A 15,135-nucleotide genomic window follows, 5' to 3' on the forward strand; every position below is an offset into this window, starting at 1 on the left:
ACGGCGCCGCCGCGGCGTGCTCGTCGCGGGTTGTCGTTCGCGCGCCCCGGGTCTTGACAGGGGTGTGTGCGAGGCGAATTATTCATCGAATGATGAGTTCATCACGCGATGAATTACCGGTGGGGGGCCGCGCCCCGGCCGTCGACATCGAGCACCTGCGCGTCACCCGCTTCAAACGACCAGTGCTGCACGACTTTTCGGTGCGGATCGCCCGCGGCAGCATCACCGGCATCTTGGGGCCGTCCGGCTGCGGCAAGACCACGCTGATGCGCTGCATCGTCGGCACCCAGATCGTCTCCTCGGGCACCGTGACCGTCTTGGGGCGGCCGGCCGGCGCCGCCGCGCTGCGCCACCGCGTCGGCTACATGCCGCAGGACCCGACGATCTACAACGACCTGCGGATCGTCGACAACGTCCGCTACTTCGCCGCGCTGTACGGCTTCGACAACGCCGCCGCCGACGCGGCCATCGACCGGGTGGGGCTCACCGACCACCGAACCGCGCTCTGCGGCAACCTCTCCGGCGGGCAGCGCACCCGGGTGTCGCTGGCGTGCGCGTTGGTGTGCCAACCCGACCTGCTGGTCCTCGACGAGCCCACCGTCGGCCTGGACCCCGTGCTGCGCGTCGACCTGTGGGAGCAGTTCGCCGGCCTCGCGCGCCGCGGCACCACGCTGCTCGTCTCCAGCCACGTCATGGACGAGGCCGACCACTGCGGCGACCTGCTGCTGATGCGCGAGGGCCACCTGGTCGCGCACACCACCCCGACCCGACTACGAGAGGACACCGGATGCACGTCACTGGAGGACGCGTTTCTGTCCATCATCAGGCGCAGCACGAAACTGTTCACCGGTTAACGCTGCGGCCGTACGCGGCGACCACGACGCGGATCCTGCGTCAGCTGGCCGCCGATCACCGCAGCGTCGCGATGATCCTGGCGGTTCCGGTAATCGTTATCACGTTGATGTACTTCATGTTTCACAACGCTCGGCACCTGCCGGGCACGCCGTCCCCGTTCAACAACGCCTGCCTGATCCTGCTCGGCCTTTTCCCGCTGTTCGTGATGTTCATCATCACGGCGATCACCATGCAGCGCGAGCGAGCCTCGGGGACGCTGGAGCGGATTTTGACCACTCCCCTGCGCCGGCTCGACCTGCTGATCGCCTACGGCACCGCGTTCTCGATCGCCGCGGCGGCGCAGGCGACGATAGCGTGCGCGGTATCGTTCTGGTTCCTCGGCTTCCACACCGTTGGCAGCTGGGTGTGGGTGTTCGTGATCGCGATCTTCAACGCGGTGCTGGGCGTGGGGCTGGGCCTGCTGTGTAGTGCGTTCGCGCGCACCGAGTTTCAGGCCGTGCAATTCATCCCGCTGGTGATGGTGCCGCAGCTGCTGCTCGCCGGCATCATCGTCCCGCGGGCGGCGATGCCAGACTGGCTGCAATGGATCAGCAACGTGATGCCCGCCAGCTACGCGCTGGAGGCGCTGCAGCAAGTCAATTCGCACACCGAACTGACCGGCGTCGCGGTGCGCGACATCGTCGTGGTGGCGGGTTCGGCGTTCGCGGCGCTGTGCCTGGCCGCGGCGACGCTGCGGCGGCGGACCCCCTGACCCCGTGACGACCACCAACAACCGGCGCAGGCGGCCGGGGCGGCCCGCCGGCAACTCCGGCACCCGCGACCGGATTTTGAGCAGCGCGCGGGAGTTGTTCGCCCGCAACGGGATCGGCAACACCTCGATACGCGCGGTGGCCGCGGCCGCCGGCGTGGATTCGGCGCTGGTGCACCACTACTTCGGCACCAAGGAACGCCTGTTCGCCGCGGCCGTGCGCATCCCGATCGACCCGATGGAGGTCATCGGCCCGCTGCGCGACATGCCGGTCGAGGAACTGGGCTACCGGTTGCCGTCGACGTTGTTGCCGCTGTGGGACTCCGAGGTCGGCACCGCGTTCGTCGCCACCCTGCGGTCCATGCTGGCCGGCTCGGAGGTCAGCCTGTTCCGCACCTTCATCGAGGACGTGATCGCGGTCGAAGTGGGCCCACGCGTCGACAACCCGCCGGGAAGCGGGATCGTCCGCGTCCAGTTCGTCGCGTCGCAATTGGTCGGTGTGGTGATGGCGCGCTACATCGTGCGGTTGGAACCGTTCGCGTCGCTGCCGCCCGAGCAGATCGCCCGGATGATCGCGCCGAACCTGCAGCGCTACCTCACCGGGGATCTTCCGGACGGGCTTGCGCCATGAGCCGGGCATGCTCCTCGTCGCCGACGTCGCGGGCCTCGTCGATCAGCAGCACCGGGATGCCGTCCTCGATCCGGTAGGCGCGCCGCAGCCGCGGGTTGTACAGCAGCTCGCCGTCGCCGGGGTCGACGAGCAGCAGCGGGCCCCGGTCCGCCGGACACACCAGGATGCTCAGCAGGGCGTCGTCAAGCATCGCGGCCGCTCAGCTCGGACCGCGCCCCGGCGGTGAGCCGGCGAAACTCGTTGCTGCCGGCGTCGAAATACCACGCCTGGCGTCCCGGCTTGGGAAGGCCGGCCGCCCGCAGCGCGCCCACGGTGGGCCGGTAGCTGGCGCTCAGCGTCAGCTCCGGGCACACGTGCACGACGTCGGGCCCCACCCCGATCGGGGTGTTGGCGACGGCCTCGGTCAGGTCGGCCGCCGTGATGCCGGCACCGGTCAGCAGCGTCACCGCCGACACCGCCAACTGGCGCCCACCGATCGGCACGTTGTAGGTCACCGCGAGGTCGACGCCGTTGATGCAACTCAGCGCCTCGGTGACGGGCTCGACGAACACCAGCCCGCGCGGCGTGTGGACCACCGAGCCGCGCCGGCCCGCCAGCCAGTAGTCGCCGTCGTTGTCGCGGTAGAACAAATAGTCGGTGGAGATCCAGGTGTCGGCGGGCGCGAAGACGCCGCGCTTGACCGACGCGCTCGGGTCGATGGGGCCGCGGGACTGCGCGAGCAGGACCCCGACCTGGTGCGGTGCGGCGACCTGAACGAACCCGCGGTCGTCCTCGAGGATCAGGTCCTGCTCGGCGTCGTAGGCGGCCAGCTCGACCCGCCCGACGCCGGGCAGCGGGCGGCCCTTGCTGCCGATCTTCGCGCCGGACACGTTGGCCAGCACCGCTTGTCCGTCCGTGGTGGCGAAGAACTCGACTACGCGGGCCGGCGCGAACGCCGCGAGGACCCGCTGCCACAAACCGGTCGGCATGCCCGAACCGATGAACAGCCGGACGGGGTGATTGCCGTGCAGCACGAACGCCGGATCGTCGACGACCTCGCGCAGCATGGCCCAGGTGTAGGCGACCACCGTGACGCCGTACTGGCGCACCTCCTGGACGAACCGGGCGGGGTCCAGGCCGCGCGACAGCGCGATGCGGGTGCCGCCGACGACGGCGCCGCCCAGGCTGACCAGCAACGCGGACTCGTGGTGCAACGGCGTGAGGCAATAGACGGTGTCGCGGCGGTCGAGCACCGCGGTCGACGCGGTCCCGAAGGCCGACACCGCCCACCGGTAGTTGGTGATCTGCTTGGCCACCAGCTCGCCGCCGGCCGAGCTGAACGCGATGAACGCCAGGTCGCGCGCCAATCCGGGGTTGGGCCGGTACCACGCGGGCAGCTTGACGGCGTCGGGATCGATCTGCTCCATGTCGATGACTTGGTCCTCGGCGGCGTCCTCGGGCAGGTGCAGGTCCCGCGTCTCGCCGCCGCCCAGCACCAGCACCCGGCCCGGCATCTGGCGGGCCGCCTCCAGGTTGGTGGGGTCGGTGAGGATCTCGCTGACTCCCCCGAGCCGGACCGACGCGGCCAGGTCGGCGTCGGGCCGCATCACCACGGCCACCGCACCCAGCCGGGACAGGGCGGCGATGGCCACCAGCGCGCTGGGCCTGGTCTCCATCAGCACGCCCACCCGGTCGCCCTGGCGCACCCCGACCTCGATCAGGCCGCGAACCACGTTGTTGATGCGCCGGTTCACCGCCTCGTAGGTGTGCACGCGCCCGTCGAACAACAAAAACTCGCCCTTGGGGGCGCCGTGGGCCTGCTCGTCGATGATGCGGCCCAGCGAGATGCGGGTGTGGTCGTTGATCTGCCCCAGGCGCACCAGCCGCGGCAGCGTGCGGGCCGTCTCGACGGCCAGGGTGCGCATCGACTTGTTGGCCGCGACGACGGTGTTGGCCGCGCCGCGCACCGCGTCCAGCGCCGCCTCGGAGACCTCCCCGACGCCGTGCAGCAGCCGGGAGCTCAGCGCGACGCCGCTGTCGGTGTGCTCGGCGGGCTGGTCGGCCATCAGGTCGATGCCGTCGGGTTTGTCGCCGCCGGTGGACAGCCATTTCACCCACTTGGCCACCGTCGGCCAGCTGTGCTGGGCCGCCTTCGACCCGACGACCAGGCCGAAATGCCCTGTGCGGATGACGCTTTCGTATACCTCGGCGTCCGGCGCCGCCCGCCGGATTCCGCGTACCGAGGCCGGCTGGCCGATGTCGTCCACCTCGCCGACGAACGCCAGGATCGGGCAGGTGATGTCGGCGAGCGTGACCATCTGCCCGTTGACGGCGAAACCGCCGGTCATCATGCGGTTGTGGGCGATGAACTGTTTGAGCAGTTCGGAGATCGCGGGGCCCGACCAGGCGATCCAGCCCTCGCGCTCCAAGAACCGGCGCTGCTGTTCGCGCGGCAGCAGCGCCTCGCGGTCGTGCAGCTGGCGCACGAAATCGACGCGGGCCTTGGCGGTCTTGACCGGATCGAGCATCTGAAACCCGGTGCGCGCCATCCAGCTTGGGATCGCCAGCCGGCTGAAGACGTGGTCGGCCATGAAGTTGGCGGCCGGCGCGGCGAAGTTTGCCGGGATGCCCATCGGCAGGGCGGCCAGGGTGTCCACCGGAGAGCCGAAAGTGACGATGCTGGCCAGACTTTTCGAACGCCGGTAGGCGGCGACCTGGTAGCACCACATGCCGCCCTGCGAATAGCCGACCAGGTGGATGTCGTTGCCGGTGGCTTCCTTGACCGTGTCGATGGCCTGGCTGAGCGCGACGATGTGGTCGGCCAGCGTGCGGCGCATGCCGCCTTCGACCTTGTCGGGCGAGCCGAAGTCGATGACCCAGGGGTCCAGGCCGTTGGCGTGCAAAATGCCCACCGCCCCGTCTTCCCTGGTGACATCCCACATGTCGGCCGACATCATCATCGGGTGCACCATCAGCACCGGCGGGCCCACCGGCCGCTCGCCGGGCCGGTCGCCCGGCGGGAAGTAGCGCCGGAGCTTGTACATCGGGACGCTCTCGACGATCTGGGAGGGCGACGGCACACTGTCGGTTTCCAGGCCGCCCAGCCGCAAGACCTCGAGCCCGTTCTGCGCCGTCGCGATCAGCCGCCCGACCGGCCGCGTGACCATCGAAATGTTGAGATCCACCGCTGCTCCCTGACTCTTGACAGCTCCGACATCATGGCACATCGGCGAGCCGGGCGGTTTTGCCCAGCGCGTTTGCCCGTCCGGCCGGCGGGCGATGCGGCGGTGGCCCGCCAGTACTGTCCATCGCGTCAATTCCGCCGGCTCGCGGGGCCTCCCGGCCATCCGCCGATCCTTCCGTCAGGCGAATGGCGTTGTGCCGCCGGGCATCGCTCGGCGCCCCTCCGGCGACCGGTGCGGGTGGGGCGGACGGGGAACATCCGCGGTTAACCCCTCCCGAAACCGGGTACGTATCGGACGCGCAACGGTCGTGACGGACTGCTTCGTTCGTCGGGACCACCACGGTTGAAACACGCAGCTGGGCGCTACCACCTGGGGCAACCACCTCGACGCGTTGTCCGGTGATTGCTCAGCGTGTTTCGTTGGAGGTGGCCCAATGGGCATGACGGCAGGGGACTTTCTCTGCGAGCGGCTGCCGGCGTGGGGCATCGACACGATCTACGGGCTTCCCGGCGACGGGATCAGCGGGATGCTGGGCGCGCTGCGGCACTACGAGGACCGGCTGCGCTCACCGGCAGCTGCCCGACGACGCGATCCTGTCCAGCCGCCCGACGGCTCGGCCGATCCCGCCGCACGTCACGTTCGAGCAGGCCGAGGAAATGACGACGGCGTTCACGAAGGCGCCCGGAGACGGCCTTCCGGCGCTCTGGAGGCCGCCAGCAGTTCGCAGCGGAATTCAGGCCGGGACACGAAGGACGCGAGGCAGGAGGCAGACCAATGATGTTGTTAAGCAACGGGATACGACGCCGAAGCGGCGGGATCGACGAGGCCGAGGACTTGGCCGGGCGGGCGCTCTACAACGTCGCGCACGGCCGGTTCGAACGCTCGCTGTCCGCGCTGACGGCGTTCGCGGCGACCGTCACCACCGCGGAGATCTACCTCGAGCACTACAAGGCCAGCTTCGGCAACAAGTGGATGTGGAGCCCGGTGGTGGTCACCCCGCCGGTGGTCGTCGCGGGCATCGCCGGCGCGTTCTCGCGGCGGTGGGCCAAGCTGTGGCTGCCGATCACGGCCGCCATCTACACCGCCAACGGGCTGTTGGGCGAATACCTGCACATCCGCGGCGTCGGGCGCAAGCCGGGCGGCTGGAGGAACGCGTCCTACAACGTCCCCATGGGGCCGCCCGTCGCGGCGCCCGGGCTGATGTGCATCGTCGGGGCGATGGGGCTGTTGGCCGCCGTCCTGCGCCGCGAAGGCGATCGGAAGTAACGGCGATGGCCGACACGTCACGCCCCGACCATCTGCCCAACCTGCGTGAGGGCGGCAAGCCCCCGCACCCGTCGTGGCTGCCCAAGCAGCGGCGCGGCATCACGCCACAGATGATCGGCCGCTACCCCGATTACGACGTGCTCGAGACCGCCGATTCCTGGGACGAGGCCACCCGGAAGGTGGTGCTGGCGCGGCTGGAACCGCCTGGGCCGCTACGGTTTTTCACCGAGGCCGAGGAGCCGTGCCTGCGCGCGTTCTGCGACACGGTGCTGGCGCAGGACGCCGAGCCGCGGGTGCCGGCCGCGGAGTCCGTCGACGACAAGCTCGCCGAAGGCAGGCTCGACGGCTACCAGTACGCCGACATGCCCGACGACCGCGACACCTGGCGGCTGGTGCTGCGCGCGCTCGACGAGACCGCGTCCCGCCGCTACGGCAAGGCCTCGTTCGCCGACGCCGAGGACGAGACCCGCGAGGCCATCGTCGACCGGTTCTCCAAGGGCCTGCTGGACGGCGGAACGTGGGAGCGCCTCAACGTCAAACGCGCGTGGTCGGTGTGCATGCGGATGGTGTTGTCCGGCTTCTACTCCCACCCGTGGGCGTGGAACGAGATCGGCTTCGGCGGGCCGGCCTACCCGCGCGGGTTCATGCGGCTGGGCGGTCCCACCGGTCCCGCCGCGGTGCGCGAGCCGTTCGAACGCCCGGGCGCCACCGAGGAGGACCCGGTCCGGGTCGTGCGAAGCGGTGACGTGTGATGGGCGACCTGCTGCGGGGCCTGCTGAAGGGCGCGGTCGGGCCGAGGGACAACGACTCTCGGTTCCTGCTCGACGTGCATTCGCGCGACCTGCCCGGTGAAAAGACGATGCGCCGCTACCGCGACGACGACGCGGTAGACCTGGTGGTCGTCGGGGCCGGCGCGGGCGGTTCGGTGCTCGCGCAACGGCTGGCCCGGGCGGGCTGGCGCGTCGTGATCCTCGAGGCCGGCCCGTTCTGGCACCCGGACGAGGACTGGGTGTCCGACGAGGTCGGCTCGCACTCCCTGTACTGGACGCAGAAGCGCATCATCGGCGGCTCGGACCCGATCGAGTTGGGCAAGAACAACTCCGGTCGCGGCGTGGGCGGCTCGATGGTGCACTACGCCGGGTACACGCCACGCTTCCACCCCAGCGACCTGCAGACCTACACCCTCGACGGGGTGGGCGCGGACTGGCCCATCGGCTACGAGGACTTGCGACCCCACTACGGGCAACTCGAGCTCGAGTTGCCGGTGGCCGGCCAGAACTGGCCGTGGGGCTACCCGCATCGTTATCCCTTTTCGCCGCACCCAATTTCGGGTGCGGCCGGAAAGCTGTGGGACGGCGCGCTGCGGCTGGGCATCACGATGCGGGTCGGGCCGGTCGGCATCGTCAACGGCACCTTCGGCAACCGCCCGCACTGCATCTACCGGGGCTACTGCCTGCAGGGCTGCAAGGTCAACGCCAAGGCGAGCCCGTACGTCACGCACCTGCCCGACGCGCTGGCCCACGGCGTCGAGGTCCGCGCCAACTGCATGGCCGCGCGCGTCGAGCTCGACGCGACCGGCGCCGCCCGCGGGGTGGTGTACTACGACGAGGTGGGCGGCACCGAACGACTGCAACGCGCCAAAGCCGTTGCGATTGCTGGGTATTCGATCGAAACCCCCCGCCTGCTGCTGAACTCGGTCAGCGACCGCTTCCCCAACGGGCTGGGCAACAACGACGATCAGGTCGGGCGCTACGTGATGGTGCAGGGCGCCACGCAGTCGGCGGGCCGGTGGTCCGACGAGGTCCGGATGTACAAGGCGCCCCCACCGGAGGTGTCCTCCGAACAGTTCTACGAGACCGACCCGGCGCGCGGATTCGCCCGCGGCTTTTCCATCCAGACCGTGTCGCCGATGCCCATCGGCTGGGCCGAACACGTTCTCGCCGACGGGCATTGGGGCCGCGCCCTGCGCGAGTACATGCGCGACTACAACCACTGGGCGACCGTCGGCGTGCTCAACGAGCTGCTGCCGCAACCGGACAACCGCGTCACGCTCGCGGACGAAACGGACCCGTACGGCATCCCGGTGGCCCGCTTCGACTACAGCCTGTGCGACAACGACAAGGCCAACGTGGCCTACTCCACCAAGGTGATCGGCGACATCCTGCGCGCCGCCGAGGCCCAGGACGTGCTGACCATCCAGCGGTTCGCCCACCTGATCGGCGGCGCGCGGATGGGCACCGGCCCGGAGAACTCGGTGGTCGATGCCGATCATCGCGTCTGGGGTGTGCCGAACCTGTTTTTGGCCGACGGGTCGGTGTGTCCCACCCAGGGCTCGGCCAACCCGGCGCTGACGATCATGGCGCTGGCCTCCCGGCTGGCCGAGCGGATGGCGACCAACCAGATCCGCACCGACGCGGGCGGCGGCGCGCGGCGGCCGTCGAAGGCGGGGGCCCGTGGCTGACGAGCCCATCGACGTCGACGCGGCCTTCCCGCCGCGGGTGCTGCGCGAATACGCGCTGCTCGCCGACGGGGAGCGCGGCGCGTTGATCGGGCCGCGGGGCGACGTGGCGTGGCTGTGCGCGCCCCGCTGGGACTCCGACGCCGTCTTCTCCAACCTGATCGGGGGCGACGGGGTCTACGCCATCACCCCGACCGAGGTGCGGCACGTCTGGGGCGGCTATTACGAACCGGGGTCGCTGATCTGGCGCAACCGGTGGATCACCCGCGACAGCATCGTCGAGTGCCGCGAGGCGCTGTCGTTTCCCGGCCACCCGGGCCGGGTGGTGCTGCTGCGGCGCATCGTGGGCTGTCGCGGCACGACGCGGCTGCGCGTGCTGCTGCAGCCGAGCGCCGGGTTCGGCCGCCACGCCGCGGGCCGGCCGAGGCTCGAGGACGGGGTCTGGAGCGGCCGCTCGGGGCCGTTGCGCTGGCGCTGGCGCGGCGGATGCGACGCGCACACCGTGCGTTCGAGCCGCGGCAGGCAGGTGCTGAGCTGCGAGATCACCGTGACCGAGGGGCAGGAGCACGACCTCGTGCTGGAGCTCGCCGAGCGCGCGCTGCCCGACCGGCTGCCCGACCCGGCCGTCGAATGGGATGCCACCAGCGACGCCTGGCACCGCCGGGTGCCGCAACTCGACTGCGCCATCGCGCCGCGGGACGGGCACCACGCCTACGCCGTGCTGCGCGGGCTCACCAGCAGCGACGGCGGCATGGTGGCCGCCGCCACGATGAGCCTGCCGGAACGCGCGCACACCAACCGCAACTACGACTACCGCTACGCCTGGATCCGCGACCAGGCCTACGCCGGCATCGCGGCCGGGGCCGCCGGGGCGACCGAGTTGCTCGACCGCGCCGTCGAGTTCGTCGGCGCCCGGCTCCTCGAGGACGGACCCAACCTCAAGCCCGCCTACACCGTCGCCGGCGGCCGGGTGCCCGGCGAGCGGGCCCTCAAATTGCCGGGCTACCCCGGCGGGGCCGACAAGCTCGGCAACCGGGTCAACGAGCAATTCCAGCTCGACATCTTCGGCGAGGCGCTGCAGCTGTTCGCGATGGCGGGATCCGTCGACCGCCTCGACGCCCACGGGTGGCGCGCCGCGCAGGCCGCGATCGGCGCCATCGAGAAGCGCTGGCGCGAGCCCGAGGCCGGGATCTGGGAGATCGACGACCAGCACTGGACGCAGTCGCGGCTGGCGTGCGTGGCCGGGCTTCGCCGGATCGCCAAGGTGGCCGGCGGCGGTCCGGAAATCGCCGCGTGCACCTCGCTGGCCGACGCGATCCTGGCCGACACCGCCGCCAGCAGCCTGCATCCCCAGGGGGGCTACTGGCAGCGCAGCCCGCAGCTTGCCCGGGTCGACGCGTCGCTGGTGCTGCCGCCCCTGCGCGGCGCCCTGCCCGTCTCCGACCCCCGCACCCGCGCGACCCTCGACGCCGTCCGCCGCGACCTCACCCACGACGGCTTCGTCTACCGCTTCCGCCACGACGAACGCGACCTCGGCGACGCCGAGGGCGCCTTTCTGCTGTGCGGTTTCATGATGGCGCTGGCCGAACACCAACTGGGCCATGGCCATTGCGCGATGCGCTGGTTCGAACGCAACCGCACCGCCTGCGGTCCCCCGGGCCTGTTCTGCGAGGAGTACGACATCCGGCAGCGCCAGCTGCGCGGCAACCTGCCCCAGGCGTTCACGCACGCGCTGCTTCTCGAATGCACCGCCACGCTCACCGAGGAAACCGACCACGGCAACTGACCCCTGGACCGAACGAAAGGAGGGCCCTGATGCCGCAGACAGTGGTAGTCACCCGAGCCAGCGCCGGCATCGGCCGCGCCACCGCCCAGCAATTCGCGCAGCGCGGCGCCAATGTCGCGCTGCTCGCCCGCGGCGCCGCCGGTTTGGAGGGCGCGGCCCGCGACGTCGAGGCCGGCGGCGGCAAGGCGCTGGCCATCCCGACCGACATGGCCGACTACTCGGCCGTCGCCGCCGCCGCCGACGCGGCCGAATCCGCGTTCGGCCCCATCGACGTGTGGGTCAACGTCGCGTTCACGTCGGTGTTCGCGCCGTTCTGGGAGATCAGCGCCGAGGAATTCAAACGCGTGACCGAGGTGGCCTACCTGGGGTATGTGTACGGCACCATGGCGGCGCTGGCGAAGATGCGGCCGCGCGACGCCGGCACCATCGTGCAGGTCGGCTCGGCGCTCAGCCAGCGGTCCATCCCGCTGCAGTCGGCCTACTGCGGCGCCAAACACGCCGTCAACGGCTTCACCGAGTCGCTGCGCTGCGAGCTGCTGCACGAACGCTCGAACGTGCGGGTCACACTGGTTCAGATGCCCGCGGTCAACACGCCGCAGTTTTCCTGGGTGCTGTCCCGGCTGCCGCGGCATCCGCAACCGGTGCCGCCGATCTATCAGCCGGAGGTGGCCGCCCGCGGGGTCGTCTACGCCGCGGATCATCCGCGGCGCAAACAGTATTGGGTCGGCGACAGCACGGCGGTGACGCTGCTCGGGCAGAAGTTTCTCGCCCCGCTGCTGGACCGCTACCTGGGCCGCACCGGCTACGACTCGCAGCAGACCGACGAACCCGTCAACGGTCAACAGCCGCACAACCTCTGGGAACCCGTTGATGACCAGCCCGGCAGCGATCACGGCGCCCACGGCGAGTTCGACGACAAGTCCCACGCCGACAGCCCGCAACTGTGGTTCTCGCAGCATCCCCGCGCCGGCGGCACCGGCGCGCTGACGTTGGGACTGGGCGCGCTGCTGGGGGCGCGGGCGGCGCGCCGACGTGCGCGATGATCCCGTGGGTGCGGATCGGCTACGGGGTGGTGCTGCTCGCCGTCCCGGATCCGGTGCTACACCTGGTGTCCGGGCAGGTGGCGACCGTCCGGGGGCGCGCGGTGACCCGGTTTCTGGGCCTGCGGCTGCTGGCCCAGGGGGCGGTGACCGCCGTGGCGCCCGACGCCGCGACGCTGGCCGTCAGCGCCGAAACCGATTTGGTGCACGCCGCCACCATGCTGGCGTGGGCGGCCGTCGACCGCCGGTCGCGGCGGCTGACGTTGTTCAGCGGCGCGCTGGCCGCCCTGTTCGGGGCCGCCGACGTCGTGCAGGCGCGGCGGGCGCCCTCGGAGCCGCCCCGCGCCGCGGGGACCGGTGACCTGCTGCCAACACTCGTCCGCCTGCGGCATCGCGCCGCCACCCACATCGTCCGGCACACCCTTCCGGGCGGCGTCCGGGCCGGAGGGCGCACCTAGGAAACCCGGGAGAAACCCGAGCAGCTGAAAAGTGGGTATTGGAAACAATATACTATGGCAATATGGCTGCGTTGCGCGCGGAGGGGTGATACTGGTGACCGTGGATTTCGAGGACGACGTCGCTTCGCGCCACAATGGTCAGGCCGGCGCCAACGGTTCGAAGGCGCCGTCCGAAGCGCTCATGTCCGACCTCGTATCCGACGCCGCCGAGCGACACGAGCTGGGCGCGGCCGACCTGGTGCTGGGGCTGGGCGAACCGCAGCGGGTCGGCAGGTTCCGGTTCTTCCTGGACGGCCAGCGCTGGGAGTGGTCGGACGCCGTCGCGCGCATGCACGGCTACGCGCCCGGGGAGGTCGAGCCGACCACGGAGCTGTTGCGCCGTCACAAGCACCCCGACGACCGCGAACGCGTCGCCGCCGTCTTCGACGATGTCCTCGAGGGCAAGCCGTTCAGCAGCCGGCACCGCATCGTCGACACCTCCGGGCGCACCCACTGCGTGATCGTCGCGGGCGACCGGATGCTCGACGATACGGGCACGCCGATCGGCACCTCGGGTTTCTATGTCGACGTCACCGACTCGCTGCACACCGACATCACCAATGTCCTCGAGGCGGTGGCCGACGCGCGCGCCCGGATCGAGCAGGCCAAGGGCGTGCTGATGGCCGCCTACGGCATCACCGCCGAGCGCGCGTTCGACGTGCTGGTGTGGCGTTCCCAGGAAACCAACCTCAAGGTGCGCGACCTCGCCGCCCGGTTCCTGGACGCCGTGGCCGGCAAGTCGTCGCCGGAGACCCGGAGCCGCATCGACCAAGCGTTGTTGACCCTCGAATAATTGGCCGGGTGGCGCACCTACTGGGAGCCGAGGCCGTCCGCCTGGAATACCCGACTCAGGTTGTCTTCGAGTCGGTCACGCTCGGGGTCAACGACGGCGCGCGCATCGGCATCGTGGGGCGAAACGGGGACGGCAAGTCCAGCCTGCTAAGGCTGCTGACCGGCCAGCTGCAACCCGACTCCGGACGCGTCACGCGGCGCAGCGGGTTGCGGGTCAGCGCGCTGAGCCAGGCCGACACCCTCGATCCGGACCACACCGTCGGCTGGACGCTCGTCGGCGAGGCGCCCGAGCACCAGTGGGCCGGCGACGCGCGGGTGCGCGACGTGGTCGACGGCCTGGTGTCCGACCTGGCCTGGGACGCAACGGTTTCGACGCTCAGCGGGGGGCAGCGTCGACGGGTGCAGCTGGCCAGGCTGCTGATCGGCGACTGGGACGTCATCGCCCTCGACGAGCCCACCAACCATCTGGACATCGAAGGCATCACCTGGCTCGCCGAGCACCTTCGGCGGCGCTGGGCGCGCAACACCGGCGGGCTGCTGCTGGTGACCCACGACCGCTGGTTCCTCGACGAGGTCGCCACCACGACGTGGGAGGTGCACGACGGGATCGTCGAGCCGTTCGAGGGCGGCTACGCGGCCTACGTGCTGCAGCGCGTCGAGCGCGACCGGCTGGCCGCCGCGGCCGAGGCCAAGCGGCAGAACCTGATGCGCAAGGAGCTGGCCTGGTTGCGCCGGGGTCCGCCGGCGCGCACCTCCAAACCGAAGTTCCGCATCGAGGCCGCCAACCAACTGATCGCCGACGTGCCGCCGCTGCGCAACACCGTCGAGCTGGCCAAGCTGGCCACGGCCCGGCTCGGGAAGGACGTCATCGACCTGCTCGGCGTGTCGGTCGCCTTTGACGGCCGCCCGGTGCTGCGCGACGTCGAATGGCGCATCGCGCCCGGCGAGCGCACCGGGATCGTCGGGGCCAACGGCGCGGGCAAGTCGACGCTGCTGGGGCTGATCGCCGGCACGGTCGCGCCCGACACCGGCCGCGTCAAGCGCGGCAAGACCGTGCGGCTGGCGGTGCTGGACCAGCGCGGCGACGCGCTGGCGGCCTCGGCCGGCGACCGCGTCGCCGACGTGCTGGCCCGGCTGCGCGCCGGCTACCCGGTCGATGGCCGGGAGGTCACCCCGGCCCAGCTGCTGGAACGGCTCGGGTTCGGGCGGGGGCAGCTATCGGCGCGGGTCGGCGAGCTGTCCGGCGGCCAGCGGCGAAGGCTGCAGCTGATGCTCACGCTGCTGTCGGAGCCCAACGTGTTGCTGCTCGACGAGCCCACCAACGACGTCGACACCGACATGCTCACGGCCACCGAAGACCTGCTGGACTCCTGGGCCGGCACGCTGATCGTCGTCTCCCACGACCGGTACCTGCTCGAGCGCGTCACCGACCAGCAGTACGCGATCCTCGACGGCCGGCTGCGGCACCTGCCCGGCGGCATCGACGAGTACCTGCGGCTGGCGGCCCGGCGGGCCCCTGCCGCGGCTCCCGGGCCGGCCGCGGCGCCGTCGGAGCCGGCCGGTCCGCGGCCGATGTCCGGGGCGCAGCGCCGTTCGGCCGAAAAAGAGCTAGCTTCGGTCGACCGCCAGCTCACCCGGCTGGCGGACCGGATCACGGCCAAGCACCACGAGCTCGCCGAGCACGATCAATCCGACCATCTCGGGCTGGCGCGCCTGACCCGGGAGCTGCGCGGGCTCGAGGACCAGGTCGCCGCGATGGAGAGCCGGTGGCTGGAGCTTTCCGAGCTGCTCGAATGACGGCGCCACCGCCGTCGGGCTAGCTGTACCCGGCCATAACGTTGGTTACAGGCGGCTGATGGGTGGTAGGCCGCTGAGTGCGCTGTGGCGGCGTTGAGTGT

The 15,135-nt window shown here is 70.9% G+C and carries 14 protein-coding genes; 12 read left to right on the top strand and 2 right to left on the bottom strand.

Annotated elements, in window-relative coordinates; genetic code table 11:
• Window positions 1-89 precede the first annotated feature (89 nt).
• The 3 genes from AWC19_RS23110 to AWC19_RS23120 are packed head-to-tail and all read left to right on the top strand — an operon-like array spanning window position 90 to window position 2,234.
• A complete protein-coding gene (locus AWC19_RS23110) occupies window positions 90-854 on the top strand; it encodes an ABC transporter ATP-binding protein (protein WP_085080432.1) in 765 nt (254 codons plus the stop codon).
• Window positions 788-1,606: an ABC transporter permease gene (locus AWC19_RS23115; RefSeq protein WP_085080433.1), complete on the top strand. Its 819-nt coding sequence runs from the start codon at window positions 788-790 to the stop codon at window positions 1,604-1,606. The genes AWC19_RS23110 and AWC19_RS23115 overlap by 67 nt, the downstream gene beginning before the upstream one ends.
• Window positions 1,607-1,610: 4 nt before the next feature.
• Window positions 1,611-2,234 carry a TetR/AcrR family transcriptional regulator gene (locus tag AWC19_RS23120; RefSeq protein WP_085080434.1) on the top strand — a complete coding sequence of 208 codons (624 nt, stop codon included), beginning with the start codon at window positions 1,611-1,613 and terminating at the stop codon, window positions 2,232-2,234.
• Here the strand turns inward: AWC19_RS23120 and AWC19_RS23125 are convergent.
• Together AWC19_RS23125 and AWC19_RS23130 are read right to left on the bottom strand one after the other, a co-directional pair.
• Window positions 2,200-2,424 carry a Trm112 family protein gene (locus AWC19_RS23125; protein ID WP_085080435.1) on the bottom strand — a complete coding sequence of 75 codons (225 nt, stop codon included), beginning with the start codon at window positions 2,422-2,424 and terminating at the stop codon, window positions 2,200-2,202. The two genes, AWC19_RS23120 and AWC19_RS23125, sit on opposite strands and share 35 nt — an antisense overlap.
• On the bottom strand, window positions 2,417-5,380 hold the full coding sequence (locus AWC19_RS23130) for an acyl-CoA synthetase (protein WP_245849270.1): 2,964 nt from the start codon (window positions 5,378-5,380) through the stop codon (window positions 2,417-2,419). The genes AWC19_RS23125 and AWC19_RS23130 overlap by 8 nt, the downstream gene beginning before the upstream one ends.
• 451 nt (window positions 5,381-5,831) lie before the next feature.
• Here AWC19_RS23130 and AWC19_RS29400 point away from each other — a divergent pair, with 451 nt between their 5' ends.
• From AWC19_RS29400 to AWC19_RS23170, 9 genes are all read left to right on the top strand, one after another.
• Window positions 5,832-6,176: a hypothetical protein gene (locus AWC19_RS29400; RefSeq protein WP_142281367.1), complete on the top strand. Its 345-nt coding sequence runs from the start codon at window positions 5,832-5,834 to the stop codon at window positions 6,174-6,176.
• Window positions 6,173-6,664, top strand: a complete 492-nt coding sequence (locus AWC19_RS23135) for a hypothetical protein (protein WP_085080437.1) — start codon at window positions 6,173-6,175, stop codon at window positions 6,662-6,664. The genes AWC19_RS29400 and AWC19_RS23135 overlap by 4 nt, the downstream gene beginning before the upstream one ends.
• 5 nt (window positions 6,665-6,669) lie before the next feature.
• Window positions 6,670-7,416, top strand: coding sequence for a gluconate 2-dehydrogenase subunit 3 family protein (locus AWC19_RS23140; protein ID WP_085080438.1), 747 nt, complete (start codon window positions 6,670-6,672; stop codon window positions 7,414-7,416).
• Window positions 7,416-9,125 carry a GMC family oxidoreductase gene (locus AWC19_RS23145; RefSeq protein ID WP_085080439.1) on the top strand — a complete coding sequence of 570 codons (1,710 nt, stop codon included), beginning with the start codon at window positions 7,416-7,418 and terminating at the stop codon, window positions 9,123-9,125. The genes AWC19_RS23140 and AWC19_RS23145 overlap by 1 nt, the downstream gene beginning before the upstream one ends.
• Window positions 9,118-10,908: a glycoside hydrolase family 15 protein gene (locus AWC19_RS23150; RefSeq protein ID WP_085080440.1), complete on the top strand. Its 1,791-nt coding sequence runs from the start codon at window positions 9,118-9,120 to the stop codon at window positions 10,906-10,908. The genes AWC19_RS23145 and AWC19_RS23150 overlap by 8 nt, the downstream gene beginning before the upstream one ends.
• A gap of 29 nt (window positions 10,909-10,937) precedes the next feature.
• Window positions 10,938-11,951: an SDR family oxidoreductase gene (locus tag AWC19_RS23155; protein WP_085080441.1), complete on the top strand. Its 1,014-nt coding sequence runs from the start codon at window positions 10,938-10,940 to the stop codon at window positions 11,949-11,951.
• Between the two features lie 8 nt (window positions 11,952-11,959).
• On the top strand, window positions 11,960-12,406 hold the full coding sequence (locus tag AWC19_RS23160) for a hypothetical protein (protein ID WP_142281368.1): 447 nt from the start codon (window positions 11,960-11,962) through the stop codon (window positions 12,404-12,406).
• A 181-nt stretch (window positions 12,407-12,587) separates the two neighbouring features.
• Entirely contained in the window at window positions 12,588-13,238 is a 651-nt protein-coding gene (locus AWC19_RS23165) for a PAS and ANTAR domain-containing protein (RefSeq protein ID WP_085080448.1), read from the top strand.
• Window positions 13,239-13,246: 8 nt separating this feature from the next.
• Window positions 13,247-15,034 carry an ABC-F family ATP-binding cassette domain-containing protein gene (locus AWC19_RS23170; RefSeq protein WP_085080443.1) on the top strand — a complete coding sequence of 596 codons (1,788 nt, stop codon included), beginning with the start codon at window positions 13,247-13,249 and terminating at the stop codon, window positions 15,032-15,034.
• Window positions 15,035-15,135: the final 101 nt, after the last annotated feature.

The sequence above is a fragment of the Mycobacterium palustre genome (genome assembly GCF_002101785.1).
GTDB lineage: Bacteria > Actinomycetota > Actinomycetes > Mycobacteriales > Mycobacteriaceae > Mycobacterium > Mycobacterium palustre.

Bases quoted from the DNA above. Each gene is read 5' to 3' on its own strand.
- AWC19_RS23155 (WP_085080441.1), top strand. From the start codon at position 10,938: ATGCCGCAGACAGTGGTAGTCACCCGAGCCAGCGCCGGCATCGGCCGC.
- AWC19_RS23115 (WP_085080433.1), top strand. From the start codon at position 788: ATGCACGTCACTGGAGGACGCGTTTCTGTCCATCATCAGGCGCAGCAC.
- AWC19_RS23140 (WP_085080438.1), top strand. From the start codon at position 6,670: ATGGCCGACACGTCACGCCCCGACCATCTGCCCAACCTGCGTGAGGGC.
- AWC19_RS23110 (WP_085080432.1), top strand. From the start codon at position 90: ATGATGAGTTCATCACGCGATGAATTACCGGTGGGGGGCCGCGCCCCG.
- AWC19_RS23135 (WP_085080437.1), top strand. From the start codon at position 6,173: ATGATGTTGTTAAGCAACGGGATACGACGCCGAAGCGGCGGGATCGAC.
- AWC19_RS23165 (WP_085080448.1), top strand. From the start codon at position 12,588: ATGTCCGACCTCGTATCCGACGCCGCCGAGCGACACGAGCTGGGCGCG.
- AWC19_RS23145 (WP_085080439.1), top strand. From the start codon at position 7,416: ATGGGCGACCTGCTGCGGGGCCTGCTGAAGGGCGCGGTCGGGCCGAGG.
- AWC19_RS23130 (WP_245849270.1), bottom strand. From the start codon at position 5,380: ATGGTCACGCGGCCGGTCGGGCGGCTGATCGCGACGGCGCAGAACGGG.
- AWC19_RS23125 (WP_085080435.1), bottom strand. From the start codon at position 2,424: ATGCTTGACGACGCCCTGCTGAGCATCCTGGTGTGTCCGGCGGACCGG.
- AWC19_RS29400 (WP_142281367.1), top strand. From the start codon at position 5,832: ATGGGCATGACGGCAGGGGACTTTCTCTGCGAGCGGCTGCCGGCGTGG.